Source organism: Streptomyces sp. NPDC003284 (genome assembly GCF_053589675.1).
Genome location: NZ_JBSFSI010000029.1, coordinates 1 through 25,121, shown reverse-complemented (window position 1 = coordinate 25,121; position 25,121 = coordinate 1). Strand labels below are relative to the sequence as shown.

Genomic DNA, 25,121 nt, shown 5'->3' with positions numbered 1-25,121 from the left:
GTTCACCGGGCGCCCCGCCCTGCGCTCCGGCGTCGGCGCGGAGGCCGCCTCGGCGCCGCCGCGCACCGCGCCGGTGCGGGCGGTCAGCCCGCCGCCGGGTACCGGTGGGCGGGGTAGGTGAGGTATCCGGCGTCGCCGCCCTGGTAGTACGTGCTCTCGTCGACGGGGGCCAGGGGGACACCGGTGCGCAGCCGCTCGACCAGGTCGGGGTTGGCGATGAAGCCGCGGCCGAAGCTGATGAGTTCGGCGCCCAGCCCGAGCCAGCGGTCGGCGTCGGTGCGCCCGGTCTGCCTGGCCCCCATCGGCACCACGGGGTTCATGACGAGGGTGCCGGGCCAGGCCCGGCGCAGCTCCCTGAGCAGGTCCTCACCGGCGGTCGCCTCCAGGTGGACGTAGGCCACGCGGAGCCGGGCCAGCTCGGCGAGGAGCGCGGTGTACAGCTCGGGGACGTCACGCTCCTCGACGCCCCAGAACGTGCCGCCCGGGGAGAGCCGGATGCCGGTCCGGGCGGCGCCCACCGCCTCGACGGTCGCGGACACCGCCTCGACGGCGAAGCGGATCCGGTGGGCGACCGGGCCTCCGTAGCGGTCGGTGCGGAGGTTGGCGTTGGAGGAGAGGAACTGCGAGATCAGATAGCCGTTGGCACCGTGCAGTTCCACGCCGTCGAAACCGGCGTCGACGGCTCGGCGGGCCGCTCGGGCGTACGCCTGGGCGTGCTCGGGCACTTCGGCGGTGTCCAGGGCGCGCGGCACGGGTGCGGGGCGGGGCCCGGAGGGGGTGAACACGTCGCCGGTCGCGGCGACGGCCGAGGGTCCCACCGGCCGCGTCCCGGTCGTGTCGGGGTGCGAGACCCGCCCGCCGTGCATGATCTGCGCGAAGATCCGGCCGCCGTTGGCGTGCACGGCCGCGGTCACGGGACGCCAGGACGCGACCTGCTCGTCGGTGTACAGCCCCGGTGTCCCCGGGTTCGACTGTCCGACCAGGCTCGGCTGCACCCCCTCGGACACGATCAGTCCGGCCGTCGCCCGCTGGGCGTAGTACGCCGCCATCGACGGCGTCGCCAGTCCCCCGGCGGCGGCCCGCACCCGGGTCATCGGAGCCATCACCACCCGGTTGGGCAGGGTCAGGTCCCCGAGCCGGTAGCTGTCGAAGAGGGTCGTCATGTCAGAACTCCGTCGCGCTCTGCCGTGCCCGGCTCTCGGGCACGACGGTTACGCTAGAACCTCACATTGATGTCAGAGGCAAGTGTTGTGCCGCAGGTCACAGAGGTGAGGGTCGTATGCGGATCGGGGAGCTCGCGTCGCGCACGGGGGTCAGTGTCAGGTCCTTGCGGTACTACGAGGAGCAGGGCCTGCTCAGCAGTTCCCGCAGCACCGGCGGCCAGCGGCACTACACCGAGGAGGAGGTCGAACGGGTGGCGTTCATCCAGCGGTTGTACGCCGCGGGGCTGTCCAGCCGCACCATCGCCGAGCTCCTGCCGTGCGTCGACGCGCCCAGCGAGGAGCACTCCGACGCCGCGCTGGAGCGGATGGCGCAGGAACGCGACCGGCTCTCCGCGCACATCGCCGGGCTCGCGCGCACCAGGGACGCCCTCGACGCGCTGATGGCAGCGGCCCGGGAGTACCGGGAGCACCTGCGGCCGACCGCCGCCGCATGAGTACCGTGGATCCCATGACCGACTGGACCACCCGGCCCGAGACCGCTGCCGACATCGCCGCCGTGCGCGGCGTCAACCTCGCCGCCTTCCCCACCCCGGCGGAGGCCGATCTCGTCGACGCGCTGCGCGCCGACCCCGCCGCCTGGATCGACGGGCTCTCCCTGCTCGCCACCGCTCCCGACGGCACCGTGACCGGGCACGCGCTGCTCACCCGGTGCCACATCGACGACCGGCCCGCGCTGGCCCTGGCCCCCTGCGCGGTACTGCCCGCGGCTCAGCGCACCGGCGCCGGTTCCGCCGCCGTCCGCGCCGCCCTGGACGCCGCCCGCGCCAGGGGCGAGCACCTGGTCGTCGTCCTCGGCCACCCCGCGTACTACCCGCGGTTCGGTTTCACCCCGGCCTCCCGCTTCGGCATCCGCGCCCCCTTCGAGGTGCCCGACGAGGCGATGATGGCCCTGTCCCTCGACGACACCCGTCCGGTTCCGGCCGGTACGATCCGATACGCCGCCGCGTTCGGCGAGGTCTGAGCCGCCCGCGGCGTCGCCTCCTGCGGCGCCGCGGACCGCCACTCGCATCGAACTCGCCGTGTCCGCCGACCCGTTGCGGCCGCGGTGCTCGCTCGTCAGCGACGGACACCTCACACTGCCCGCACGGCTGCGGCCGACCGGGAGCCGTGACATCGATCACAGCGCGTCCGGCTACTACGCCCCGCGGTTAGTAGGCGCCGCACCGGGGACATGGGGGACTTGTCCGGCTTGATGCGGATGCGGGAGGCGGTGTGCGGCGGGCCGTCGTACCGCGCGCCGCCGTTCTCCTCCTTCCCCCGCACCGGGGACTTCTGACGTGTGACCAGGCCCCGGTGGCGGCCGGGCTGTGGTGATCAGCACGGACCGCGGCGGCTCCGCAAGGCCGCGCGAGGCTACGAGGGAGCGTAGTAGCACAGCTCTTTGCGTCCCTGCTCGACGCCGTCCCAAGATGACCACTCGCAGGCATCGCCGCAGTTCAGAAGGCGCACTCCGCACGGAACCACCCGATGGAAGGCGCTCGGCGACTACCGAGTGAGGTCACGCATGGGCAAGCATCGCAAGCATCAGTACCACCGGCGGATAGCCGTCGCCGCCGTCGCCGTGGGCGTCGTCGGCATCCCGTCCGCCGCCCTGGCCTGTGGCGGCTGGCCGGGCGGCGGAACGCAACAGACACACCGCGTCGCCGAGGAGATCCCCTCGGTCCAGTGGAACCCGTCCGCGTGGGGCGGCTCCGCACCCGGCGCGGCGAGCGGCAGGCCCGCTTCCGCCACCCCGTCCCCGACCGCCGGTGCGGGTACGGCCCTGCCCGGCGCGTCCGCACCCTCCTCCCCGGCCGCGTCCGCCTCCCCCGGCACCCCGGCCGCGCCACACCCGCGCGACGCGTCGGCCCGCCGCTCCGCCGCACCCGCCGTCCCCGCCTCCTCCGCGCCCGCCTCCGCCGCGCAGCACCACGGCGCCGCCTCCGCCGCTCCGGTCTCCTCGCACACCGCCCGGCCCACCACGCCCGCCACCACCACCCCCGCGTCCCCCACCGCCTCCGACAGCCCTGCGCCCAGCGCCTCGGCCCCGTCGGACTCCGCCGCCCAGATCCTGGCGCTCGTCAACAACGAGCGGGCGAAGGTCGGTTGTTCGGCGCTGACCGCCGACCCGGCGCTCGCGGCGGCCGCCCAGGCGCACAGCGAGGACATGGCGGCCCACCGGAACATGTCGCACACCGGGTCCGACGGATCCGCGCCCGGCGACCGGATCACCGCCGCCGGATACACCTGGAGCACCTACGGCGAGAACGTCGCCTACGGCTACCCCGACGCGGCACAGGTCATGGCGGCCTGGATGGACAGCCCCGGGCACAAGGCCAACATCCTCGACTGCGCGTTCAAGGAGATCGGTGTGGGCCTGGCCCAGCCCGGCGGCTACTGGACGCAGGACTTCGGCACCAGCCGCTGACCGGCCGCACGGCTCCGCTCCCCGGCGGGGTCAGGCCGGAGCGGGGGGCGGGGCGTCGAACCCTAGGGTGCTCTCCCGGCGGACCAGGCGGTGGCCGGCGTGGATGCGGCGGCCCTCCTTCCGGGGCGCGCCGTCCAGTTGGGACAGCACCGACTCCACCGCCATCCTGGCGATGGACGCCTTGTCGGGCGAGACCGAGGTGAGGGTGACGGCGCCGAAGCGGCCCTCGACCACGTCGTCGAAGCCGACCACGGCGACGTCCTCGGGTATGCGCAGCCCCCGTTCGGCCAGGACGCGCATGGCGCCGATGGCGATGGGGTCGTTGTAGGCGAAGACCGCGTCGGGCCGGTGCCCGGCGTCCAGCAGCCGGGCCATGGCCGCCGCCCCGTCGGCGTGGCCCCAGCCGTCGGTGGCCGCCACCAGCCTGTGGTCGGCGACGAGTCCGGCCGCGTCCAGCGCCTCCCGCCAGCCGCGCAGCCGCAGATGGGCGGGCTGGCTGCGGCCGCGCCGCGCGCCCAGGAACGCGATGTCGCGCCGCCCGAGCGAGATGAGGTGCCGCACCGCCTCGCGGGCGGCGGCGACGTTGTCGATGGCGATGTGGTCGTGGGGCAGGTCGTACTCGCGCTCGCCGAGCAGCACCAGCGGGACCGGCTCGGCCCGCGCGCGCAGGTCCTCGGCCTCCAGCTCGATGGGGCTCAGGATCAGCCCGTCGATCACTCTGGCCCGGAAGCCCTGGCTGACCAGGGCCTCCTGGTCGCGCCGCCCGCCGGTGTGGTCGAGCAGGACGGTGTAGTCGTGGGCGGCCGCCGCGTCGACCACCTCGGCGGCCAGTTCGGCGAAGTAGGGGTTGCCCAGTTCGGGCAGGGCGAGGGCGACGATCCCGGTCCTGCCCTTGCGCAGATGCCGGGCGGTGAGGTTGGGGCGGTAGCCGAGTTCGTCGAGGGACTTCTGCACCCGTGCCCGCATCGCCGGGCTGACGTGCGGATGGTCGTTGACCACGTTGGAGACGGTCTTGATGGAGACACCCGCGTGCGACGCGACGTCCTTCAGGCTCACCCGCACGCTGTTCCTCCCCGTCCGGGGCAGGGCCCCGGGCCGACGGTCACCCCGCCCCCGCCCGACAGCCGGACCCCGGCGCACCGGCCGTCCGGCGGCCCGGCCCGGTACCGGATTTCCAACGTTATACGGGGCCGGGCTCCGCTCTGGCAAGCCATGTCCTGCGAAAACACCCCGCCCGCGCACCGGAGCCGCCCCTCCCCGCCCCGCCGTGCGGCCACCACGCCGCCTTGACGGCCTTTCAGCACCGTCCTACGGTGGCGCACCGTCGACATTGCAACGATGAAAAGCGCCTTCGCGCTCCGCGCACCACGGTCCCCGAGAAGGAGCCCCCCATGCGCACACGACTCCACCGGACACCACCTCCCCCACACCGGCACCGGCGCGCACTCCGCCTGCGCCTGCTCGGCCTGCTGGCCACGCTCGGACTGCTGCTGGCCGGGACGGGCGCGGTGCACCCCGCCGCCGCGGCGACGGCCGAACGCGCCGCCGCCGCAGGCACGTTCCGCAACCCGCTCAACACCGGCCCCGACCCGTTCATGACGTACTGGAACGGGAACTACTACCTCACCACCACCCAGGGCGGCAGCATCCGCATGTGGCGCTCGCCGTCCCTGAGCACCCTGCTGACCGCCGATCCGGTCACCGTCTGGACCGACACGGACGCCTCCCGCGACCGGGACATCTGGGCACCGGAGTTCTACCGCTTCGACGGCCACTGGTACCTGTACTACACCGCCGACGACGGCACCGACGACCACCACCGGATCTACGTCGCGGAGTCCGACCGGGACGACCCGGCCGGGCCCTACCACTTCAAGGCGAAGCTGGCACCGCCCAACCACGCCGCCGACTTCGCCATCGATCCGGGCATCCTCCAGCACAACGGCCGTCTGTACCTGGCCTACAGCGGCATCAACGCGTACCAGCACAACGGTCTCAACATCGCACCGCTGTCGAACCCGTACACCGTCTCGGGCGACGCCGTCGCGATCGACGGCGCCGGCGGCTGCCCGGAGGTCCGGGAGGGGCCGGAGTTCCTGTACCGCAACGGCCGCACCTGGATGACGTATTCGACCTGCGACACGGGCAAGCCCGACTACCAGGTGTGGATGATGTCGCTGCCGTCCGGCGCCGACCCGCTGGTGCCCGGCAACTGGACGCAGCACCAGGGACCGGTCTTCTCCCGCGCCGACGCCCACGGCGTGTACGGCCCCGGGCACCACGCCTTCTTCCGCTCGCCGGACGGCACCGAGGACTGGATCGTCTACCACGCCAAGACCACCTCGGCCTACACCTACGGCGACCGCACCACCCGGGCGCAGCGCATCGGCTGGCACCCGGACGGCAGCCCCGACCTCGGCGTACCGCTCGACACCGGCGCCACCCAGGACCTGCCGTCCGGCGACCCGGGTCCGGGGGCCTACTGGATCAACGACGACGGCCGTTCGAACGGCGCCGGGAGCGTCGCCTACACCGGCACCTGGAACTCGGGGTCCGGCTGCGCCGTGCAGTGCTTCTGGGGCGACGACCACTGGAGCGACCGGGCGCAGAACACCGCCACGTTCACCTTCACCGGCACCCGGATCGCGCTGCTGTCCGTCCGGGACACGGGCAACGGCTACGCGGCGCTGAGCATCGACGGCGGTCCCGAGCAGCGGCTGGACTACTACGGCGCGATCCGCACCGGGGAGACCCTCCAGTACCTCAGTCCGCGGCTGCCCTCGGGACGGCACACCCTGCGGGTGCGGGTCACGGGTGAGCACGACGGGCAGTCCCAGGCGTCCTTCGTGAGCGTCGACCGGGCGGAGGTCTATGTGAACTGAGCACGGCACGGCACGGCGAGGGGTGCGGGACCGGTGACCGGTCCCGCACCCTGCTGTCCTGCCGCTGTTCCCGCCGCTGTCAGCGGGCGGTGCCGCCCGCCGCGGCCCCGGCCGCGATCAGCCGCCGGTTGATGTCCCTGACCTGGTCGGGGTAGACCTTCAGGACGGCCCGGTCGTAGGTGATCAGACCGTTGAGCTCACCTTCGACGTCGCTGATCTGGGTGAAGACCGAACCGGACAGCCCGGCGGCCGCGTTGGGGATCAGCCGGCTCGTGTTCTCCACGTACGTCCTGGTCATCTCGGCGATGTCGGCGGGGCCGTCACCGTAGTCCTGGCCGCCCGCGACCCCGGCGATGTGGCCGGGAATGGTGAGCGAGTACCCGCCGTGCTCCCCGTCGACGGCGGCGCGGGTGGCGTCGGGCGCCGGGTTGGCCGGTCCGTGGTAGAGGTGGTGGTCGATCACGTCACCGCGGCCGGAATCGCCCTTGGAGGCACAGCAGTTGACACCCGAGTGGGCGTCGACCAGGCGCGTGGGGTCCTGGCGCTTGACGGCGTCGGCGAGTTCACCGGTGGACTGCTTGCTCTGCTCGCCCCAGCCCTCGTTCATCATCGTCCACATGACCACGGAGGGGCTGCTGATGTGCTGGTCGACGATCTCGTGCACCTCCTTGTCGAACTCCGCGTTGCTCGCGGCGCTCGCCTTGTCGGTGTTGCGGCTGGGCATGTCCTGCCAGACCAGCAGGCCGAGCCGGTCGGCCCAGTAGTACCAGCGGGCCGGTTCCACCTTGATGTGCTTGCGCACGGTGTTGAACCCGAGCTGCTTGTGCAGCTGGAGGTCGGACCTGAGCGCCGCGTCCGTCGGGGCGGTGTAGATGCCGTCGGGCCAGAATCCCTGGTCGAGGGTGGCCAGCAGGAAAGTGGGCCTGCCGTTGAGCTCGATCTTGTTGACCCCGCTCGCCTTGCCGATCGAGACCGACCGCATCCCGAAGTACGAGCCGACGCTGTCGTGCGAGCGGCCGTCGTCCAGGGTGACCTTCAGGTCGTAGAGGAACGGGCTGTCCGGGCTCCACAGTTTGGCGTGCGGGACGCGCAGCGTGAGGGCGGTGCCGGGGCGGCCGGAGACCGAGCCGACGCGCCGGTGGCCGTCGTACGCGGTGGCGGTGACCCGGGCGGTGCGCCCGGTGCCCGCGCTCGGGCGCACGGTGACCGACACGGTGCCGCTCTTCACGTCCGGGGTCAGCACGAGCGAGTCGACGCTCTGCTCGGGCACCGGCTCCATCCACACCGTCTGCCAGATGCCGGAGGTGGGGGTGTACCAGATGCCGCTGGGGTCGCGGGACTGTTTGCCGGTCGCCTGCTCGGTGGCGTCGGTGGTGTCCTTGATCTTGAGCAGTACGCTCTGGTCGCCGTGGCGGGTGACCGCGTCGGTGATGTCGGCGGTGAACGCCTCGTAGCCGCCGGTGTGGTGGGCCACCGGCTTGCCGTTGACGTACACCCACGCCTCGTGGTCGACCGCGCCGAAGTTCAGGTGCAGCCGGTTGCCCGAGCCGACCCGCCAGCCGGCCGGGACCGTGAAGGTGCGCTGGTACAGCGACCAGTCGTGGTGCTCGGCGACACCGGACAGCGGTGCCTCCATCGGGTAGGGCACGAGGATCTTCCCGCTGAGCCTGCCCCGGGGCAGCGGCGCGTCCTGCGCGGTGGCCTGGAACTGCCAGGTGCCGTTGAGGTTGGCCCACTGCCTGCGGGTCTGCTGCGGGCGCGGGTAGTCGGGCAGCGCGTTGGACGGGGAGACGTCCTTGGCCCACTGGGTGGCGAAGTACCAGGTGGAGTTGTTCCGGGCCAGGCTGGAGAAGACGCCCAGCGGACCGGCGGAGGTGTTCAGACCGCCCTTGCCGTCGTAGCTGATCCGGACGTCGGACTTCATGGCCGCGGGGGTGTCCTTCGCGGCGGCGGTGAGGACCAGCGCCGAGCGGTCGTGCGGGTCGGTCGCCACGGCCGGTGCCCAGCGTCGGCCCCCGGCGATCACCGACAGGTGCTGCGTCAGGTCGGCGGGGAGCGCGTCCACCCGGCCGGGCAGCCGGACCACGGCCCTGCGGCCGGTGATGTCCACGGTGCTCGCCAGGTCGAGGGGCGCGTAGTCGTCCGGGACGTGCAGCGCGGAGTCCGGGACGGGCTGCCGGCCGAAGCCGGGGCCGGACCACTCGGTCTGGATGTAGGCGCCGCCGTTGCCCTGGTTGTAGTCGAAGGCGAGCTGGTGCCGCCCGGCGGTCAGGGTGACGGGCTGGGACTGGGTGGGCACGTCCCAGTCGGTCGTCCAGTGGTCGATGACGCTCGTACCGTCGAGCGACAGGCGGAAACCGTTGTCGCCCTTGATGTAGAACGTGTAGGCGCCCCCGGCGGGCACGTCCAGGGTGCCCGTCCAGTGCGCGGCGACGTTCAGGGTGGACCCGGCGCAGCCGCGCAGCGTGGGGATGAGGTCCTTGACGTTCAGGGAGGGCTGGATCCCGGTGCTGGTGTAGGTGGCGAAGTCCAGTGAGGTGCTGTCGGAGCTGAGGTAGCAGTCGCTGCGCAGCCCCTGCGCGGGGGTTGCGGCGGACGCGGTGGCGGACTCCGCCTGGGCGAAGGAGGCCGGGGTCAGCAGGGCGGCGCCCAGGAGCAGCGGGGCCAGGGCGGCCAGTCGCCGGGTGGCGGGGGTGCGGGTGCTGCCGGGGGTCGTTCTTCCGGGACTCAAAGGAGTGTCACCTCTCGTCGGTGCGGTGGGAGGGGCCGCCGCCGGACGGCTGTGCGGCGGCGCGGCCGTGCGGTGTGCTGCCGTCCGTGGCGGGCCCGGGGTTCTGCGGCGGCCCGGCGCCCGGTCCTCAGGACTCGGTGCGCCAGGCCAGCAGGCCGCCGGAGAACCCGGTCTTCAGGTGCGCCGTGATGCGCAGGGCGGTGGTGGTGACCGCCGGGAAGGAGAGCCGGTTGAAGCGGTCGGTGGCGGTGCCGTGGGCGGCGCTCTCTCCGAGGGGCCGCCACACGCCGTCGGTGCCGCGGTGCTCCAGGCGCCAGGACTCCGGGACCCGGCAGGCGCCGTGGCCGGTGTCGTCGTACCAGTACACGGCCACCGCGCCGACACGGACCGGCTCGGCGTAGTCGTACCGGATCCACTCCTCGGTGCCGGTCCGGTCCCACCAGGTGAAGCGCGGCACCGACTGGTCGTAGGAGCCGGACGGTTCGGCGTCCGCGTTCATGAGCAGGGCCTGCGGGCTGTCGACGCCGCTGAAGGAGGCGGTGACGGCGGCCCATTCCTTCGCCCTGCCCCTGGCGGCGGCGGTCGGGAAGGCGGTGATGCGCAGCCGGGCGGCGGCGGCCGGGACCAGGGTGAGGTGTTCGACGGGCCGGGTGGTGCGGGCGGGACTCTGCTGGAGCGGGGCCACGACGTCCTGGTCGTCGCGCGTCCAGCCGTCCAGGCGGCGCCCCTTGGCCCGCAGGAGCACGGGGGTGCCCGAGTGGGTGAAGGGGTCGGCGGCGCGGGCGCGGGTGCGTTCCACGGCGAAGGACCGGGCGGGGTCGCGGGCGTCCAGCTCCAGGGCGTAGTTCCACGGCGAGCGGGGACGTACCTCGTACTCCGGCCAGGCGTCGCTGCCGCCGGTGCGGCGCCACTCCTCCTCGATGCGCAGGGAGTAGGTGAGCGGGCCGTGGTGGACGGAGACGGAGTCGGCGCTGCCGTGCCAGGTACGCACCCGGGTGCGCATGGGCAGCCGCAGCACGAGCCGGTCGCCGTCGTGCCAGCGCCGGTCCACGACGAGGTGGCCGCCGCTGCGCCGGACGGGCACGGGCCGTCCGGCCAGCCGGACGGAGGGCTCGCGGCACCAGCCCGGCACCCTGAGGTACAGCGGGAAGGTGACGGCGTGCGGCGCGGACACGGTGAGGGTGACGGTGTCGTCGAAGGGGTACGCGGTCTGCTCGGTCACGGTCACGGTGGTGCCGTCGCCCACCTTCGCGCGGACGGTGGACTCGCCGTACAGGGAGGCGCACAGGCCGCCGTCGAGGCTCGCCAGCCACATCTCCTCGGCGTAGTAGGGCCAGCCCATGCCGTAGTTGTGCGGGCAGCAGCGGTAGTCGTGGACGCCGGGCCGGTACGCCTGCATGGCGAAGTCGTTGTCGAACTGCCCGTGCGACTTGGCAACGTTGTCCAGCTGGACGCTGTTGGCGGCGGTGACGTAGTGGGTGCCCTTCTGCCGCGGGTCGAAGGCGGCGGGCAGCGTGTTCAGGGCCAGGTCCTCGCAGCGGTCGGCCCACACCGTGTCGCCCGTGATCCGGGTGAGCAGCTGGTGGCTGTGCATGAACTCGACGATGCCGCAGGTCTCGAAGCCCTGGCGCGGGTCGTGGTAGCCGGGGCGGGCGTTCTCGTCCGCGGCGAATCCGCCGCCGGGGAACTGGCCGTAGCGGGCCATGACGGTGTCGTACACCCGGTGGGTGGCGCCGAGGAAGGAGTCGTCGCCGGCCAGCACCCCGTACTGGGCGGGTTCCCGGAAGCCCTGGGCGAGGTTGACGTTGTGCCAGGTCGGGACGGTGTGCGTGTAGTCGGCGCTGTGGGTGTGCAGGGTGTGCACCAGGTCGAGCAGCCAGGCGTCACCGGTGCGGTTGTAGAGCCAGTAGGCGGTGTCGATGGTGTCGCCGACGCGGGCCGCGCCCCAGCCCTGTCCGAAGAGGGTGCCGGGCTGGGTGTGCAGGTACTTCAGCCAGCCGGTCAGGGCCGGTACGACCCGGTCGTCACCGCTGTACTCGTGCCAGGTGCGCAACGCGTCCAGGACCGGCATGTGCGGCCAGAAGTCCGGGCCGCCGCCCAGCGCGGTGCGCAGACGGGCGGGGCCGAAGAAGCCGTCGGGCTGCCGGGTGGCGAGGATGCGGTCGATCCAGGCGCGGGTGGTCTCCAGCACCCGGCTGTCCTGGGTGACATAGCCGAGGTCGCCGAACCCCCGCAGCCAGTAGGGCAGTTCCTCCCAGCCGTCGTGGTCGGCGACGGACCAGCCGCTGGTCCGTTCGTCGAGGTAGTCGGACACCTCGGGCATGCGTCCGTTCAGTCCGTCCAGTTGCAGGTCGAGCTGGGCGCGCAGCCATCCCTTGGGTGTGATGCTGCCGGGCGGCAGCCGCAGGAACGGCTCCGGCCGCAGCGGGGCCCGGTTGGCGGTGTAGTGGGGGCGGGGGGCGGCGGCCGGGCCGGTCGGGCTCGGCGGGGCCGCGGCGTGGGCGGAGGTGTCGGCGGAGGCGTGGGCGGTCGAGGGGGCGCCGGCCAGGGCTGCGGCGCCGGCGGCGGACATGGAGCCGGTCAGGAACGTACGGCGTTCCATGGGCTGCCCTTCCTGTTCGAGGACCGTGTCCCACGGGGGGCCGTGTCCAACGGGTGCGGGCTGGGCGGGGGTTGTGGGGGCGTGGGGGGTGCGGGTGCGGTGCGGGTGCGAGGGGGCGCATCGGCTGGGTCCTGTGCCACGACGCTGTCTGACGTGACGTCACATGCCGGTGACCGGCCGGGTGCGCGGACCCCGGAGGAGGTCGCGGCGCGGGCCCGGGGCGTCCGGCCGGAACACCGCCGCGCCTCGGTCCGCCTCACCCCGGCGCGGTGGCGGCACCTCGGCTGCGACAGGCACCTGACAACGTTGTAAACGCGAGCAGCCACATGACAGCACAGCCCCGTTCCGGGTGTCCACCCCTCGTACGCGATTGCGTGGGCAGTACCGTCCGGGATGCCGCCCGCACCACAGTTCCCGCTGCTCACAAGGGAGTTGGCCGCTTCGCGAGGGGTGCGTACGGCCGCCGGGAGGGCCGCCGGAGCGTCCGCCCGGCCGCCGTCCGGCGCCGTCGTCACCTCCGACGAGGAGTTGTTTACAGCGGGTTGACATCCGCTTCGGCGTTCCCGCAATGTCTACAACGTTGCAAAGCCCGCCTGTCGGTTCTGCCTTCGCCCTGCGAGGGCCCTGGGCGGCCCCTGCCTTCTCCGTCCCGCCCCTTCGTCCACCCCGTTGAGGATGTGATCGGCGCGTGAACGTTCAAGCCAAGACCCTCACTGCCGCAGTGCTGGCCGCCGGGCTGTGCCTGGCCGCCACCGGATGCACCAAGTCCGGCTCGTCCGACTCCGGCGGCGGCTCCTCCTCCGCGGCGGCGAACGACAACGCCGCGGCCTCGCAGCAGGTCGCCTCACCGGCCGCGAAGGGCCCCGGCTGCACGTACAGGACGTACAACGGCGGTGTGCCCAGGCTCGACCTCACCGACGGCAAGACGGTCGTCGGCTTCTCGCAGTCGGAGTCGACCAGCAATCCGTTCCGCGCGACCGAGACCAAGAGCATCGAGCAGCAGGCGAAGAAGCTCGGCGTCAAGCTCATCCAGCGCAACGCCAACGCCGATGTCAACGCGCAGAACTCGCAGATCGAGGACATGATCGCGCAGGGCGCCAAGGCCCTGATCGTCGCCCCGGAGAACTCCGACGGGCTCGGCCCGGCCCTGGCGAAGGCGAAGTCCGCCAAGATCCCCGTGCTCACCATCGACCGCACGGTCGGCGGCACCGCGTGCACGGACTTCATGGCCTTCATCGGCTCGGACTTCTACCACCAGGCGCAGCTCGCGGCCGACGACCTCGCCGGGGCCACCGGCGGCGAGGCGCACGTCGCCATCCTGACCGGCACCCCCGGCAACAACGTCACCACCGACCGGACCAAGGGCTTCCAGGACCAGGTCAAGGCCAAGTACCCGAAGATGAAGGTGGTGGCCTCGCAGACCGGCAACTTCGCCCAGACCGACGGCCAGAAGGTCATGGAGCAGTTGCTCCAGTCCCACTCCGACATCAACGCGGTGTACGCGGAGAACGACGAGATGGCACTCGGCGCCATCCAGGCCGTCCGCTCGGCCGGCAAGACGCCCGGCAAGGACATCAAGGTCGTCTCCATCGACGGCATCGAGCAGGCCGTGAAGAACGTCGCCGCGGGCCAGATGGTGGCCGACATCGAGACCAACCCCCGCTTCGGCCCGCTCGCCTTCCAGGCCCTCCAGGACTTCTACGGCGACACCGGTGTGCAGTCCAAGGTCATCATCAAGGACGGCCACTTCACGCACGACAACGCCCAGCAGGCCCTCGACCAGGGCCTCGTGTACTGAGCTGCGCGACGGCACGGACGGAACGGGCCGGGGCCGGACCGCGGTGGTTCCGGCCGGCCCGGCGGACCGGCGGCTGCCCCGGCAGCCCGCATGAGGAGGACGACGTTGGTCCAGCAGGACCCGGCACCTCGCAGCGACTGGATCGTGGACGTCGCCGGGGTGGACAAGAACTTCGCGGGCGTCCACGCCCTGCGCGGGGTGGACTTCCGCCTGCGCCCCGGTGAGGTGCACGCCCTCATCGGCGAGAACGGCGCCGGAAAATCGACGCTGATCAAGGTGATGACCGGCGTGTACCGCCCCGACGCCGGGGTGATCCGGTACGCGGGTGAGGAACGCTCCTTCCGCAACCCGCTGGAGGCGCAGGCCGCCGGGGTCTCGACCATCTACCAGGAGGTCAACCTCGTCCCGCTGATGTCGGTGGCCCGCAATCTGTGCCTGGGCCGCGAACCGCGCCGCTTCGGCCTGGTCGACGTACGCGCCATGAACCGCTTCGCCGCCCAGACCCTGCGGCGCTACGGCGTGGAGGTGGACGTCACCCGGCCGCTGGGCTCCCTGGGCCTGGGCGCCCAGCAGATGGTGGCCCTGGCGCGCGCGGTGCAGATCGACGCCCGGGTGGTCGTCATGGACGAGCCGACCTCGTCGCTGGAGCCGCGCGAGGTGGAGACCCTCTTCTCGGTGATCCGCGACCTCAAGCGGCAGGGCATCGCCGTCGTTTACGTCAGCCACCGCCTCGACGAGCTGTACGCCATCTGCGACCGGGTCACCGTGATGCGGGACGGGGCGGTCGTGCACACCGGCGACATGGCGGGCCTGGAACGCCTCGAACTGATCTCGCTGATGCTGGGCCGGGAGATGTCCGCCGTGCGGGCCAAGGGCGCCACGGCGTTCGGCGGCGAGCAGCACGACCGGCGCGAGGGCGTACCGGCGCTGCGGGCCGCGGACCTGACCGTCCGGCACCGGGTGCACGGGGTCGGCCTCGACATCCACCGCGGCGAGGTCGTGGGGCTCGGCGGACTGCTGGGCGCCGGACGCAGCGAGACCGCCCAGGCCATCACCGGCGCCCTGGCCACCGACGGCGGCACCGTCGAGGTGGGCGGGAGACCGCTGGCCCGGCGCAGCCCGGCCGCCGCCATCAAGGCCGGTGTCGTCATGCTCGCCGAGGACCGCAAGACCGAGGGCATCCTGCCCAACCTGTCCGTGCGGGAGAACATCTCCCTGGCGCTGCTGCCCCGGCTGGCCCGCGCCGGTGTGGTCTCGCAGGCCAAGCAGGACGAGGTCGTCCGCTTCTTCATGGACCGGCTGCGCATCAAGGCGTCCGGCCCCGACCAGAAGGTCAGCGACCTCTCGGGCGGCAACCAGCAGAAGGTGCTCCTGGCCCGCTGGCTGTGCCTGGATCCCGAGGTGCTGCTCCTGGACGAACCGACCCGGGGCATCGACGTGGGCGCCAAGGCGGAGGTGCAGGCGCTCATCGACGAACTCGCCGGGCAGGGGCTCGGGGTGCTGCTGATCTCCTCCGACCTGGAGGAGCTGATCGAGGGCTCGGACCGGATCGTGGTCCTCAAGGACGGACGGGTCGTCGGCCACCTCCAGGGCGCGGACGTCACCGAGCGGTCCGTGCTCGACTCGCTCGCCACCGCGGCCACGGCCGGCACCACCCCCGATACGGACGCCGGAGCCGGCTCGGGCTCCGCCGAGACCAAGGAGGAGCCCCGATGACTCCCACCACCTGGTCGGCCCCGGACCGGTGGGACCGGGCCCGGCTGACCCGGCTGCTCCAGGCGTACGGCGTGTACGCCGCGCTGGCCGTGCTGTTCGTCGTGGCCGCCGCCCTGGACACCTCGTTCCTGTCGGCGGGCAACGTCCGCATCCAGCTCTTCCAGGTCGCCCCGACCCTGATCGTCGCCCTCGGCATGGCCCTGGTCATCGGGACGGAGGGCGTCGATCTGTCGGTGGGCGCCGTCATCGCCCTGTCCGCCTCGGTCGTCCCTCTCTACCTCGGCTACGGCACGCCGCTCGCGGTGCTGCTCGCCCTGGTCTTCGGCGCGGTCTCGGGAGCGGTCGGCGGCACGATGGTGGCCTTCGCCCGCATCCAGCCGATCGTCGCCACCCTCTCCCTCATGATCGGTCTGCGGGGTGTCGCCGAACTCGTCAACGGCAACTCCGCCAAGCCCGTCATGGACGCCGGGCTGCTGAGCCTCGGCTCGGACAGGTTCGCCGGTGTCCCCCTGATGGCGTGGATCGCCGGGGCGTGCGCCGTGCTGACCGCGCTGCTGGTGCGCCGGACCACGTTCGGGCGGCAGTTGGTCGCGATCGGCGACAACCGCCGGGCGAGCAAGCTGGCCGGGCTGCCGGTCCGGCGCGTACTCGTCACCGTCTACGTCCTCTCGGGCGTCCTCGCGGCCCTCGCCGGTGCGTTGATCGTCGGCCACGGCGCCGAGGCGGACCCCGCCCACCAGGGCCTCACCATGGAACTCAACGCGATCACCGCGGTCGTGGTCGGGGGCACCCCGCTGACCGGCGGCCGGGTCCGGGTCCTCGGCACGGTGGCGGGCGCGCTGTTCATGCAGCTCATCACCGCCGTCCTCACCCAGCACAACGTGCACACGTCCTCCACCCAGCTCGTGGAGGCCGCCATCATCTGCTGCGCGGTCTACGCCTCACAGGAGCGAGGTACCCGATGAGCCCGTCCGCCCTGCGGTCCGCCGCGCCGCCGCGGCCCGCGCCCGACGCGGCGCAGCCCGCCGCGCTCCGCGAGCGCGTGGCCTCCCACATCCAGCGCCGGGGCGCGCTGGCCGTGCTGGTCCTGATGGTGGCCATCGCCTCGGCGACCTCCTCCACCTTCCCGACCTGGTCGAACATCTCCAGCATCCTCGGCAACAACTCCTTCGTGTGGCTGCTGGCCCTGGGCATGACCTTCGTCATCCTCACCGGCGGCATCGACCTGTCCGTGGGGTCCGTGTACGCGCTGGGCGGGGTCGTCGCCGCCTACGGCGCGCACACCGGCGGGACCTGGCTGGCCATCGCCCTGCCGGCGGCGGTCGGCGCGGTGTGGGGCACGGTGCAGGGGCTGCTGGTCACCCGGGCCCGGATGGCGCCGTTCATCGTCACCCTGGCCGGACTGCTGGGCGCCCGCGGGCTGTTGCAGGCGCTGACCGACGAGGGCGCCACCACCTATCTGGTCCCCGCCGGGTCGCCCTTCCGGCGGCTGGGCGAGGGCACCTGGGTGCCGGTGCTCGTCGTCGCCGCGCTGTTCGTCCTCGGCGCCCTGCTGCTCACCCGCACCCGCTTCGGCGCCACCGTGACCGCGATGGGCGGCAACGAGAACGCGGCCACCCTGATGGGCCTGCCCGTGGCCCGTACCAAGGTCCTCGTCTACGTCCTGTCCGCCACCCTCGCCGCGACCGCGGGCGCGCTCGGCAGCGCCCGCCTGGGATCGGGCGTCACCACGATCGGCGTCGGCTACGAACTCACCGCCATCGCCTCGGTGGTGATCGGCGGCACCCTGCTGACCGGCGGCAGCGGCTCGGTGGGCGGCACGGTCAGCGGAGTCCTGGTGCTGGCCGTCATCCACAATCTGATCGACCACTACTTCTCCCAGTACGGCTCCGCGTTCACCGACACGGTCAACGGCGGGTTCCTGGCGGTCGTGGTACTGGCGCAGACGCTGCTCAGCCGCGCCCGGCAGCCGGACTGACCGCCGGCACCGGAGCCCGCCCGGCCCATGGGGCCGTCCGACAGAAGGAGTTCCGTGGGCGTCAGCCTGAAGGACGTCGCACAGCGCGCCGGGGTTTCCGTCAAGACTGTGTCGAACGTCGTGAACAACTATGTCCATGTGGCCCCGCGCACCCGCGCCCGGGTGCAGCGGGCCATCGACGAACTCGGTTACCGGCCCAACCTCGTCGCCCGCCATCTGCGCAACGGCCGCACCGGCATCATCGCGCTGGCCGTGCCCGAACTGGGCAACCCCTACTTCTCCGAGGTGGCCGGGGCGGTCATCGACGCCGCCGCACGGCAGGACTACACGGTCCTGCTCGACCACACGGCGGGGCTGCGGGAGAAGGAGGTCCTCGTCTGCCAGGGCTTCCGCGCCCAGATCATCGACGGTCTCATCCTCAGCCCGATCCGGATGGAGCGCGAGGACCTGCTCTCCCGCACGGACCCCTCACCGCTGGTCCTCCTCGGGGAGCGCGAGTACGGCGCTCCCTTCGACCACATCGCCATCGACAACGTGGCGGCGGCGCGCGCCGCCGTCCAGCATCTGATCGACACCGGGCGCCGCCGCATCGCCTTCCTCGGCGCCCGCCGCGAGAGCGCGCGCGAACCGGCCCATCTGCGCCTGCGCGGCTGGCGGGAGGCGCACACCGCGGCGGGCATGAAGCCCCCGGAGGCGCTGGTCGTGGCCACCGACGGCTACGACCGCCAGGACGGGGCGGCGGGCATGGCCGACCTGCTCGACCGCGGCGAGCGGCCCGACGCCGTGTTCGCCTTCAACGACATGGTCGCCCTCGGTGTTCTGCGCGTCCTGGCCGAACGCGGTCTGCGCGTCCCTCAGGACATCGCCGTCGCCGGGTTCGACGACATCGAGGAGGCCCGCTACGCCGCCGTCGCCCTGACCACGATCGCCCCCGACAAGCAGGCCATCGCCCAGATCGCCGTCGACTGCGTGCTGGAACGCATCACCGCGCGCACCCCGCCGGTCCCCCGCCGGATCCTGCCCGGCTTCGAACTCGTCGTGCGGGAGTCCACGGTCGAGCGCCGTCCCTGACCCGGGCGGGGCGCGGCGGTGCCGGTCAGGGCGCGGGGACGGGGCCGCCGGGGCGGAACCGCTCCACGCCGACGATGTGCCGTACCTTGACCGGGCGTACGACCACCGCGACCCGCCGCTCCCCCGGCATCAGCCACTCGAAGCGTTCGGCGCCCAGGTACTTGCGGGCCAGCCGGTCCATCCGCTCGTGCGCCTCCTCGCCCTCGATGAAGCGGTCCACCACCCCGCTGATCTGCACCCGGTCGAAGGGGTCGGCGGCGTCCGCGTGGGAGAGGTAGACGCGGGGGTCGCGGCGCAGGTTCTCCTCCTTGACCCGGCCCACCGAGGTGTTGAACGACAGCTCGCCGTCGCCTTCCAGATCCACCCACATCGGGCTGACCTGGGGTGCTCCGTCGGCGAACACGGTGCCGACGTACCAGATGAGAGGGGCGCGCAGCCGGGCGCGTACGGATTCGTCGAAGATCATGTCCATCCAGGGCACCTACCCACGGCGGCCCGCCGGACACCGGCCCCCCCCCGGGCGGCCGACGACGCGACGGCCGACAGGACGGCCGCGCGGGGGCCGCGCCGGGGGCCGCGTCAGTGCTCGGTGCCGGTCGTGCTCGTCCTGGTCACGACGGCGCCGAACAGGGCGAGCCCCTTGATCACGACGCGGGGCGCGCCGGGCCGTCCGGTCCTCCGGGCGGCGCCCTTCCCGAACACACCGAACAGGCCGAACCCCTTGACCTCGACGTCGATGTCGTCGGGCACCGTGATCCGGGTACCGCCCCACAGGGCCACGGTCCGGATCTCGGTGTCCTGACTGCTGAAGCGGGCCTGCGCCAGGTCCACCCGGCCGCCGCCCCACATCGACCAGAGGGTCAGCCGGGGCGGCACGACCCACCGGCCCTTGCGCACGAATCCGCCGAAGACACCCGCGACGAACCGCCCGGAGGTCGGCGGGCTGTCCACCACCAGGTCGTCCCTGGGGCCCGGTGCGGGCAGGCCGCGGCACGCGTCCGCCAGCTCGCCACGGGTGCGCGCCCCGTACACCTCGTCGAGGCGGGGCGCCAGCAGTTCCAGGGGCAGCCGCCCGCCCTCCACGGCCGTCCGCAGCCGCCGGGCCGCCTGCTCGCGGTCGTCGTCCGAGGCGAGGACAGTCGCCTCGGCGGCGGCAACGGGCCGCCCGGCGGGGTCGGTTCGCGCCGGGTCGGTTCCTGCCGGGTCGGTTCCTGCCGGGTCGGTCGTCATGGCGCCGCCCCTTCGCGGTGAGCGGAAAGGAGCTTCCCCCGCGCCTGCTCGGACGTGCGCCCGCTTCGTACGGTCATGGCCCCCCTGTCGGCACGGTGGACGATACCGGGCACCTCACCGCGCCACCAAGGATTCCGCCCGCGCCCGGAGCGGCGCGGACGGCGACAACCGGGGCGGCTCAGGCACCGCTCGGGCACGGCTCAGGCGCGGCTCACCGGCGGCTCAGCAGCTCGGCGATCCGGGCGAGGCCGTCGGCGCCGTGCCCCTGGCCGATGGCGCGGCGGGCCCAGCCCTCGGCGGCGCGCATCACCCCCGCGTCGATGCCGTGGCTCTCGGAGGTGTGCACGATGTGGGCCATGGAGGACGCCGCGGAGGTGAGCGGGTTGCCCGGCTCGGAGAAGTGCCCGCTGTCCACCTCCCGCGCGGCCTGCTCGAAGATCGGCGGGAGGATGGCGCTGATCCCCGCGGCGAACGGGGCGAGTTCGCCCGCGCCCACCCCCTCGGCGCGGGCCAGCGCCAGCGCGTGGGTGTAGCCCGCGACGGCCGTCCAGAAGATGTCGAGCAGCGCGATGTCGTACGCGGCCGCCCGGCCGATCTCCTCCCCGAGGTGGGTGTGGGTGCCGCCCAGCGCGGCCAGCACGGGCCGGTGCGCGCGGTACAGCTCCTCGGGGCCGCTGTGCAGGAACACCGCCGCCGGGGTGCCGATGGTGGGCGTCGGCGTCATGATCGCGCCGTCGAGGTAGCGGACACCGTGCCCGGCCGCCCAGCCCGCGGTGGCGCGGGCGCGGTCCGGGGTGTCGGCGGACAGATTGACCACGGTACGGCCCTTGAGGGCGTCGGTGACCTCGGGGCGCCGTACGACGGCGTCCACCGCGTCGTAGTCCACCACGCAGACCACCGTCAGCGGGCTCGCGGCGACCGCCTCACCGGCGGTCCGGGCACCGGCCGCGCCGCGGGCGACCAGCTCGCGGTCCCGGCCGGGCGTGCGGTTCCAGACCGTGGTGCGCACTCCCGCGTCGAGGAAGGCACCCGCAAGGGACCGGCCCATCGGCCCCAGGCCGAGGACGGTGACGGCGGACTGCCCGGTGTGCGATGACATGATGCAACTCCATGGTCGGCAAAGGTTTTTGTGAGAAAAAAGGGGGGCGGGGATGACGCGCGGTCGTGCGCAGGATCCGAATGTCTGCGGGGTGACCGCGGCCATCGCCGTGATCGACGGCAAGTGGAAGACGGCCCTGCTGTGGCTGCTGGAGTCCGGTCCGTGCCGCCCCGGTGAGCTGCGCCGACGGCTGCCGGGCCTCAGTGAGAAGGTGCTCACCCAGGCACTGCGCGAGATGGAGGGCGACGGGCTCGTGCACCGGGAGGTGCACGACGTGCTGCCGCTGAAGACGGTGTACTCCCTGACCGCGTTCGGCCGGGACCTCTCCGAGGCGCTGGCGCCCCTCTCCGACTGGGGCCACCGCCGTCTGGAGCAGCTCAACGGGGCCGATCAGCAAGCTTTTTGACGGCCCGTCAACTCCTTTCCCCGGGGCCGGGATCCGCTGTCCTCCGCGCGTCCTCCACCAGGGTCGCCGCGCGCCGGACCGCCCACAAGTACCCACAAAAAGGTGGGTACCGGCGGGGCGTGCTTGCCCTTGACGTGCGGGTCAGGGTTTAGCGTCGGCCGGCCAGGCGGCGCCGTCCGCGCACGCCGGGCCGTGCGCACACCCGCCCGTCCCGCCCCAGGAGGTCATCCATGTCCGCAGCGCTGCCCCGCACCGGCCGCGAGGTCCGGCTCACCGCCGTGCCCGAAGGGCTGCCCGCCCCGGCCGACTTCAGCGTCGCCGAGGTCCCGCTGCCCGTCCCGGGGCCGGGCCAGGTCCTCGTCCGCAACCGGCAGTTCCTGGTCTTCGGCGGGCTGCGCACGCTCGTCGGCGGCGCCGCCCGGGACACTCCGGTGCCGGGGATACGCCCGGGAGAGGCGCTGTTCGGGCCGGCGGTCGGCGAAGTGGTCGCCGCGCCGGAGGGCAGCGCGCTGCGGCCCGGCGACCTGGTGACGCACCTGCTGGGCTGGCGCGAGTACGCCCTGGTCCCGGTGGCGCAGTGCGCCGCCGTCGATCCGGCGCTGCCCGACCCGGCCGCCCACCTGTCCTCCGGGTCCGCCGCCTACGGGGCGCTGACCAGGCTCACCGGGGTGCGCGAGGGCGATGTCGTCCTGGTCACCGGCGCGGCGGGCGGCGTGGGGTCCCTCGCGGGGCAGATCGCCCGGCTGCTGGGGGCCGCCCGGGTCATCGGCACCACCGGCTCACCGGACAAGGCAGGACGCCTCGTCTCCGAACTCGGCTACGACGCGGCCCTGACCGCCGGATTCCGGGCGGCGGACGGGAGCGGGGCGGAGCACCGCGAGGCGCGGCGGGCGTTCACGGAGCAGCTCGCCGCCGCCGCGCCGGACGGCATCGACGTCCTGCTCGACACGACGGGCGGCCCCCAGCTCACCGCGGCGGTGGACGCCGCCCGCCAGGGTGCCCGCTTCGCCCTGGTGGGGGCGCTGTCCGGGCAGTTGGCGGCGGCGGGCGGCGGCGGCAGGGCCCCGGTCGAGGTCGACGCCTTCCGGCTCATCGTCAAGGGGGTGACGCTGAAGGGGTACACCGGCGTCGACCATCCCGACGTGGAGCGGGAGTGGACCGGGCGGTTCGCGCACTGGCTGCGCTCCGGCCGGATCCGTTTCCCGCTCACCCGGGTCCCGGGCATCGATCGCGCCCCGCTGGCGTTGCAGGAACTGATCGCGGGAGAGCGTTTCGGCACGGTCGTCGTCGAGTTGCCGCACGGCTGACAGCCGCCGCGCGGAGCGGGAGGGGCAGGCATGCGGATCGGGGACGCGGCGGCGGCCGTGGGCGCGACGCCCAGGGCGCTGCGCTTCTACGAGCAGCGCGGGCTGCTGCCGCCACCGCGGCGCACCGCGGCGGGCCAGCGGGAGTACGGACCCGACGACCTCGCCGTGCTGCGCACCGTGCGGGACCTGCTCGCCCTGGGGCTCACCGTCGAGGATCTGCGCGGCATCGCCGACCGGCTGCCGCTCCTCACCGGGCGCCCGCCGGGCTGCGCCCCGGCGGAGCCCGGCGCACGGGGGCCCGGGGTCGTCGGGGCCACGGTCGTGGAGCGGCGGATCGCCGCGCTGGACGCGGACATCGAACGGCTCACCCGGCTGCGGGACGCGCTGAAGGCGGGCCTGGCCGGACGCAGGGATCCGGGCGGCGGCCGATAGCGGCCCGAACCGCCCCGGCCACCGACCACCGGCCCTCAGTCCGCAGTCCTCAGTCCGCAGTCCTCAGCCCTCGACCGTCAGCTCTCAGCCGTCAGTCACAGTGCGGCACCCGTATTGAAACGCACGATTCAAAACACTACGCTCGCACCATGGCCCGACCGAGGACGTTCGACGAGGAAAGGGCCCTGGAATCGGCGATGCGCATGTTCTGGGAGAAGGGCTACGAAGCCACCTCCACCCAGGACCTGTGCGACGCCACAGGTCTGGGGCGCAGCAGCATCTACAACACCTTCAAGAGCAAGCACGACCTCTTCGAGCGCGCCCTGACCCGCTACATCGACTCCACGACGGCCACCCAGCTGGCCGTCCTGGAGGACCGGCGGCACACCGCGGCCGACCGTCTCCGCGCCCTGCTGGCCGTGATCGTGGACAGCGAGACGGAACACCGGCTCGGCGGCCGCAGCCTCGGCTGCCTGACCGTGAACACCACGGTCGAACTGGCCGCCCGGGACGTCCGCGCGGCGCGGATGCTGGAGCGCGACACGGCCCGCCGCCTGGCCGCGCTGCGCGCGACGGTCGAGGAGGGCCGACGTGACGGCAGCATCACCTCCGAACGGGACGCCGACGCGCTGGCCCGCTTCGTGAACGCGGCGATCGGCGGCCTGCGCGTCTCCGGTCAGGGCGGCGCCGACCGGACCGCCCTGGAGGCGATCGCCGAGGTCACCATGGACGCGCTGACCCGCTGACCCGCTGACGCACGGATCCACCGACCCGCTGCCCCATCGCCAGGCCGCCCGCCATCCCCCCTCGCGGACCCCCGCCTTCGCCTGCCCGCGTTTTGAACTGAACGTTTCACAACCAAGAGGAGAACGCACCGTGCCTCGTGCCGTATACGTCCTGGCGCTCGGCATCTTCGCCATGGTGACCAGTGAGTTCGTGGTCGCCGGGCTGATGCCGCAGATGGCCCGGGGACTGGACGTGACCGTCCCGCAGATCGGCTACCTCATCACGGCGTTCGCGGTGGCCATGGCCACCGGTGGACCCTTTCTGACGGTGGCCCTGATGCGGGTCCCGCCGCGCACGGCGCTGTTGACGCTCTTCGCCGTCTTCCTGGCAGGCAACGTCCTGGCCGCCACCGCGCGGGACTACGCCATGATGCTGGCCGCCCGGATCGTGACCGGCGTCGCCTCACAGGCGTTCTTCGGCCTCGGCATATCGCTGTGCGCCCGGCTCACCCGGCCCGAGGTGCGGGGACGCGCCGTCGCCGTCGCCCTGAACGGCCTCATGCTCGGCACCCTGCTCGGGCTGCCGCTGTCGACCCTGGTCGGCGAGCGGTTCGGCTGGCGCGCGGCGTTCTGGGCCGTCACCCTGATCACCGTGGCCGCCGCCGCGGCCACCCTCGCCGGGGTGCCCCGCCTCGCGCGCGCCGAGGACTCGGGCGGCCTGCGTGCCGAACTGGGCGTCTTCAGGCGGCGCCGGCTGTGGCTGGTGCTGTCCACCAGCACGCTCGTCATCGGCGCCACCTTCTCCGCGTTCAGCTATCTCAACCCCATCCTCACCGAGGTCACCGGCTTCTCCCCCGGTGCCGTGCCCGTCCTGCTGATCGCGTACGGCGCGGCCACCGTCGCCGGAAACCATGTGGTCGGGCGTCTCGCCGACCGCCACGCCGTGCCGGTGCTCGCCCTCGGCCTGCTGCTCAACACGGTCTTCCTGAGCGGCTTCGCCCTCCTCGCCGGGCTCCCGGTGCCCGCCGTCGTCTGCATGCTGGGCGTCGGACTGGTCGGCGTCACCATGAATCCGGCCATGGTCACCCGGGTGCAACGCGCCGGGAACGCGGGCCCGCTGGTCAACACCGTCCACTCCTCCTTCATCACCCTCGGCGTCATCCTCGGCTCCTCCCTGGGCGCCGTGGCGATCGATGCCCGGGGGCTGCGCGCGCCGCTCTGGCTCGGCGCGGTCATGGCCGTGGCGGGTCTGGCCACGCTCCTGCCCGAACTCACCCGCCGCCGCGCGTTGGGGGAGCGGGCCGCCCGGCAGCCGCTTCAGCGGTCCGTCGGCTGACCGGTGCCGGGCACCGCGCGGGTCTCGGGGATCCGCAGGGCGAGGACGGCGATGTCGTCGTGCTGGTCGTCGTTCAGCCGGTCGAGCAGTTCGTCGAGGAAGACCGGCAGGGGCTCGCGGGCCAGTGCGGTGGCGTGCTGGCGCAGCCGGGTCAGCCCGCGTCCGATGTCCTCGCCGG

Annotated in this window: 21 protein-coding genes and 1 pseudogene; 14 read left to right on the top strand and 8 right to left on the bottom strand. The window is 73.2% G+C overall.

Features of this window, described 5'->3' with window-relative positions:
• Positions 1–83: 83 nt before the first annotated feature.
• On the bottom strand, positions 84–1,163 hold the full coding sequence (locus tag ACWDYF_RS35000; protein WP_389473729.1) for an alkene reductase: 1,080 nt from the start codon (positions 1,161–1,163) through the stop codon (positions 84–86).
• A gap of 116 nt (positions 1,164–1,279) precedes the next feature.
• On the opposite strand from ACWDYF_RS35000, the gene ACWDYF_RS34995 reads away from it, so the two are divergent.
• From ACWDYF_RS34995 to ACWDYF_RS34985, 3 genes are all read left to right on the top strand, one after another.
• Complete coding sequence (locus ACWDYF_RS34995; protein ID WP_381744827.1) at positions 1,280–1,657, top strand: MerR family transcriptional regulator; 378 nt, start codon at positions 1,280–1,282, stop codon at positions 1,655–1,657.
• Between the two features lie 14 nt (positions 1,658–1,671).
• On the top strand, positions 1,672–2,184 hold the full coding sequence (locus tag ACWDYF_RS34990) for a GNAT family N-acetyltransferase (RefSeq protein WP_389473732.1): 513 nt from the start codon (positions 1,672–1,674) through the stop codon (positions 2,182–2,184).
• A gap of 543 nt (positions 2,185–2,727) precedes the next feature.
• Positions 2,728–3,630, top strand: a complete 903-nt coding sequence (locus ACWDYF_RS34985) for a CAP domain-containing protein (protein ID WP_389473734.1) — start codon at positions 2,728–2,730, stop codon at positions 3,628–3,630.
• A gap of 30 nt (positions 3,631–3,660) precedes the next feature.
• Here ACWDYF_RS34985 and ACWDYF_RS34980 read toward each other — a convergent pair whose 3' ends face one another.
• Positions 3,661–4,692: a LacI family DNA-binding transcriptional regulator gene (locus ACWDYF_RS34980; RefSeq protein WP_389473736.1), complete on the bottom strand. Its 1,032-nt coding sequence runs from the start codon at positions 4,690–4,692 to the stop codon at positions 3,661–3,663.
• A gap of 329 nt (positions 4,693–5,021) precedes the next feature.
• Here ACWDYF_RS34980 and ACWDYF_RS34975 point away from each other — a divergent pair, with 329 nt between their 5' ends.
• Positions 5,022–6,512, top strand: coding sequence for a family 43 glycosylhydrolase (locus tag ACWDYF_RS34975; RefSeq protein ID WP_389473738.1), 1,491 nt, complete (start codon positions 5,022–5,024; stop codon positions 6,510–6,512).
• Between the two features lie 79 nt (positions 6,513–6,591).
• On the opposite strand, the gene ACWDYF_RS34970 is transcribed toward ACWDYF_RS34975, so the two are convergent.
• Together ACWDYF_RS34970 and ACWDYF_RS34965 are read right to left on the bottom strand one after the other, a co-directional pair.
• Positions 6,592–9,243: a PA14 domain-containing protein gene (locus ACWDYF_RS34970; protein ID WP_389474706.1), complete on the bottom strand. Its 2,652-nt coding sequence runs from the start codon at positions 9,241–9,243 to the stop codon at positions 6,592–6,594.
• 127 nt (positions 9,244–9,370) lie between these two features.
• Positions 9,371–11,845 (bottom strand): beta-L-arabinofuranosidase domain-containing protein, encoded by a 2,475-nt coding sequence (locus ACWDYF_RS34965; RefSeq protein ID WP_389474704.1) that lies wholly within the window; start codon positions 11,843–11,845, stop codon positions 9,371–9,373.
• A 688-nt stretch (positions 11,846–12,533) separates the two neighbouring features.
• Between ACWDYF_RS34965 and ACWDYF_RS34960 the strand changes: the two genes are divergently transcribed.
• The 5 genes from ACWDYF_RS34960 to ACWDYF_RS34940 all read left to right on the top strand — a co-directional run bounded on the left by ACWDYF_RS34960 (position 12,534) and on the right by ACWDYF_RS34940 (position 18,408).
• On the top strand, positions 12,534–13,643 hold the full coding sequence (locus tag ACWDYF_RS34960) for an ABC transporter substrate-binding protein (protein ID WP_381744821.1): 1,110 nt from the start codon (positions 12,534–12,536) through the stop codon (positions 13,641–13,643).
• Between the two features lie 90 nt (positions 13,644–13,733).
• Positions 13,734–15,359 (top strand): sugar ABC transporter ATP-binding protein, encoded by a 1,626-nt coding sequence (locus ACWDYF_RS34955; protein ID WP_389474701.1) that lies wholly within the window; start codon positions 13,734–13,736, stop codon positions 15,357–15,359.
• The gene (locus ACWDYF_RS34950; RefSeq protein ID WP_381744819.1) at positions 15,356–16,324 is read left to right on the top strand and encodes an ABC transporter permease; all 969 of its coding nucleotides are present in this window, start codon (positions 15,356–15,358) and stop codon (positions 16,322–16,324) included. Before ACWDYF_RS34955 ends, ACWDYF_RS34950 begins: the two co-directional genes overlap by 4 nt.
• Positions 16,321–17,337: an ABC transporter permease gene (locus ACWDYF_RS34945; protein ID WP_381744818.1), complete on the top strand. Its 1,017-nt coding sequence runs from the start codon at positions 16,321–16,323 to the stop codon at positions 17,335–17,337. Before ACWDYF_RS34950 ends, ACWDYF_RS34945 begins: the two co-directional genes overlap by 4 nt.
• Before the next feature lie 54 nt (positions 17,338–17,391).
• Positions 17,392–18,408: a LacI family DNA-binding transcriptional regulator gene (locus ACWDYF_RS34940; protein WP_018566194.1), complete on the top strand. Its 1,017-nt coding sequence runs from the start codon at positions 17,392–17,394 to the stop codon at positions 18,406–18,408.
• 25 nt (positions 18,409–18,433) lie between these two features.
• Here the strand turns inward: ACWDYF_RS34940 and ACWDYF_RS34935 are convergent, their stop codons facing one another.
• From ACWDYF_RS34935 to ACWDYF_RS34925, 3 genes are all read right to left on the bottom strand, one after another.
• Complete coding sequence (locus tag ACWDYF_RS34935) at positions 18,434–18,880, bottom strand: TIGR03618 family F420-dependent PPOX class oxidoreductase (RefSeq protein ID WP_018566195.1); 447 nt, start codon at positions 18,878–18,880, stop codon at positions 18,434–18,436.
• 107 nt (positions 18,881–18,987) lie between these two features.
• Positions 18,988–19,638 carry a DUF1707 SHOCT-like domain-containing protein gene (locus ACWDYF_RS34930; RefSeq protein WP_389474697.1) on the bottom strand — a complete coding sequence of 217 codons (651 nt, stop codon included), beginning with the start codon at positions 19,636–19,638 and terminating at the stop codon, positions 18,988–18,990.
• A 211-nt stretch (positions 19,639–19,849) separates the two neighbouring features.
• Positions 19,850–20,737 carry an NAD(P)-dependent oxidoreductase gene (locus ACWDYF_RS34925; protein WP_389474695.1) on the bottom strand — a complete coding sequence of 296 codons (888 nt, stop codon included), beginning with the start codon at positions 20,735–20,737 and terminating at the stop codon, positions 19,850–19,852.
• A gap of 52 nt (positions 20,738–20,789) precedes the next feature.
• Between ACWDYF_RS34925 and ACWDYF_RS34920 the strand changes: the two genes are divergently transcribed.
• The 5 genes from ACWDYF_RS34920 to ACWDYF_RS34900 all read left to right on the top strand — a co-directional run bounded on the left by ACWDYF_RS34920 (position 20,790) and on the right by ACWDYF_RS34900 (position 24,943).
• A complete protein-coding gene (locus ACWDYF_RS34920) occupies positions 20,790–21,143 on the top strand; it encodes a winged helix-turn-helix transcriptional regulator (protein WP_037895089.1) in 354 nt (117 codons plus the stop codon).
• 230 nt (positions 21,144–21,373) lie between these two features.
• On the top strand, positions 21,374–22,450 hold the full coding sequence (locus ACWDYF_RS34915) for an MDR family NADP-dependent oxidoreductase (RefSeq protein ID WP_389474693.1): 1,077 nt from the start codon (positions 21,374–21,376) through the stop codon (positions 22,448–22,450).
• A 30-nt stretch (positions 22,451–22,480) separates the two neighbouring features.
• The gene (locus ACWDYF_RS34910; RefSeq protein ID WP_389474691.1) at positions 22,481–22,882 is read left to right on the top strand and encodes a MerR family transcriptional regulator; all 402 of its coding nucleotides are present in this window, start codon (positions 22,481–22,483) and stop codon (positions 22,880–22,882) included.
• Positions 22,883–23,031: 149 nt separating this feature from the next.
• Complete coding sequence (locus ACWDYF_RS34905; RefSeq protein ID WP_389474689.1) at positions 23,032–23,628, top strand: TetR/AcrR family transcriptional regulator; 597 nt, start codon at positions 23,032–23,034, stop codon at positions 23,626–23,628.
• 130 nt (positions 23,629–23,758) lie between these two features.
• A complete protein-coding gene (locus ACWDYF_RS34900) occupies positions 23,759–24,943 on the top strand; it encodes an MFS transporter (protein ID WP_389474687.1) in 1,185 nt (394 codons plus the stop codon).
• On the opposite strand, the pseudogene ACWDYF_RS34895 reads toward ACWDYF_RS34900, so the two are convergent.
• Positions 24,925–25,121: pseudogene (locus ACWDYF_RS34895) on the bottom strand (DNA-binding protein); the annotation flags it as partial. The gene ACWDYF_RS34900 and the pseudogene ACWDYF_RS34895 overlap by 19 nt on opposite strands.

What these genes read in the sequence shown, in the direction of transcription:
- ACWDYF_RS34935 (WP_018566195.1), bottom strand. Translation starts at nt 18,880, where the DNA reads ATGGACATGATCTTCGACGAATCCGTACGCGCCCGGCTGCGCGCCCCT.
- ACWDYF_RS34945 (WP_381744818.1), top strand. Translation starts at nt 16,321, where the DNA reads ATGAGCCCGTCCGCCCTGCGGTCCGCCGCGCCGCCGCGGCCCGCGCCC.
- ACWDYF_RS34990 (WP_389473732.1), top strand. Translation starts at nt 1,672, where the DNA reads ATGACCGACTGGACCACCCGGCCCGAGACCGCTGCCGACATCGCCGCC.
- ACWDYF_RS35000 (WP_389473729.1), bottom strand. Translation starts at nt 1,163, where the DNA reads ATGACGACCCTCTTCGACAGCTACCGGCTCGGGGACCTGACCCTGCCC.
- ACWDYF_RS34925 (WP_389474695.1), bottom strand. Translation starts at nt 20,737, where the DNA reads ATGTCATCGCACACCGGGCAGTCCGCCGTCACCGTCCTCGGCCTGGGG.
- ACWDYF_RS34995 (WP_381744827.1), top strand. Translation starts at nt 1,280, where the DNA reads ATGCGGATCGGGGAGCTCGCGTCGCGCACGGGGGTCAGTGTCAGGTCC.
- ACWDYF_RS34905 (WP_389474689.1), top strand. Translation starts at nt 23,032, where the DNA reads ATGGCCCGACCGAGGACGTTCGACGAGGAAAGGGCCCTGGAATCGGCG.
- ACWDYF_RS34985 (WP_389473734.1), top strand. Translation starts at nt 2,728, where the DNA reads ATGGGCAAGCATCGCAAGCATCAGTACCACCGGCGGATAGCCGTCGCC.
- ACWDYF_RS34950 (WP_381744819.1), top strand. Translation starts at nt 15,356, where the DNA reads ATGACTCCCACCACCTGGTCGGCCCCGGACCGGTGGGACCGGGCCCGG.
- ACWDYF_RS34955 (WP_389474701.1), top strand. Translation starts at nt 13,734, where the DNA reads ATGAGGAGGACGACGTTGGTCCAGCAGGACCCGGCACCTCGCAGCGAC.
- ACWDYF_RS34910 (WP_389474691.1), top strand. Translation starts at nt 22,481, where the DNA reads ATGCGGATCGGGGACGCGGCGGCGGCCGTGGGCGCGACGCCCAGGGCG.
- ACWDYF_RS34965 (WP_389474704.1), bottom strand. Translation starts at nt 11,845, where the DNA reads ATGGAACGCCGTACGTTCCTGACCGGCTCCATGTCCGCCGCCGGCGCC.
- ACWDYF_RS34930 (WP_389474697.1), bottom strand. Translation starts at nt 19,638, where the DNA reads ATGACGACCGACCCGGCAGGAACCGACCCGGCAGGAACCGACCCGGCG.
- ACWDYF_RS34920 (WP_037895089.1), top strand. Translation starts at nt 20,790, where the DNA reads ATGACGCGCGGTCGTGCGCAGGATCCGAATGTCTGCGGGGTGACCGCG.
- ACWDYF_RS34975 (WP_389473738.1), top strand. Translation starts at nt 5,022, where the DNA reads ATGCGCACACGACTCCACCGGACACCACCTCCCCCACACCGGCACCGG.
- ACWDYF_RS34915 (WP_389474693.1), top strand. Translation starts at nt 21,374, where the DNA reads ATGTCCGCAGCGCTGCCCCGCACCGGCCGCGAGGTCCGGCTCACCGCC.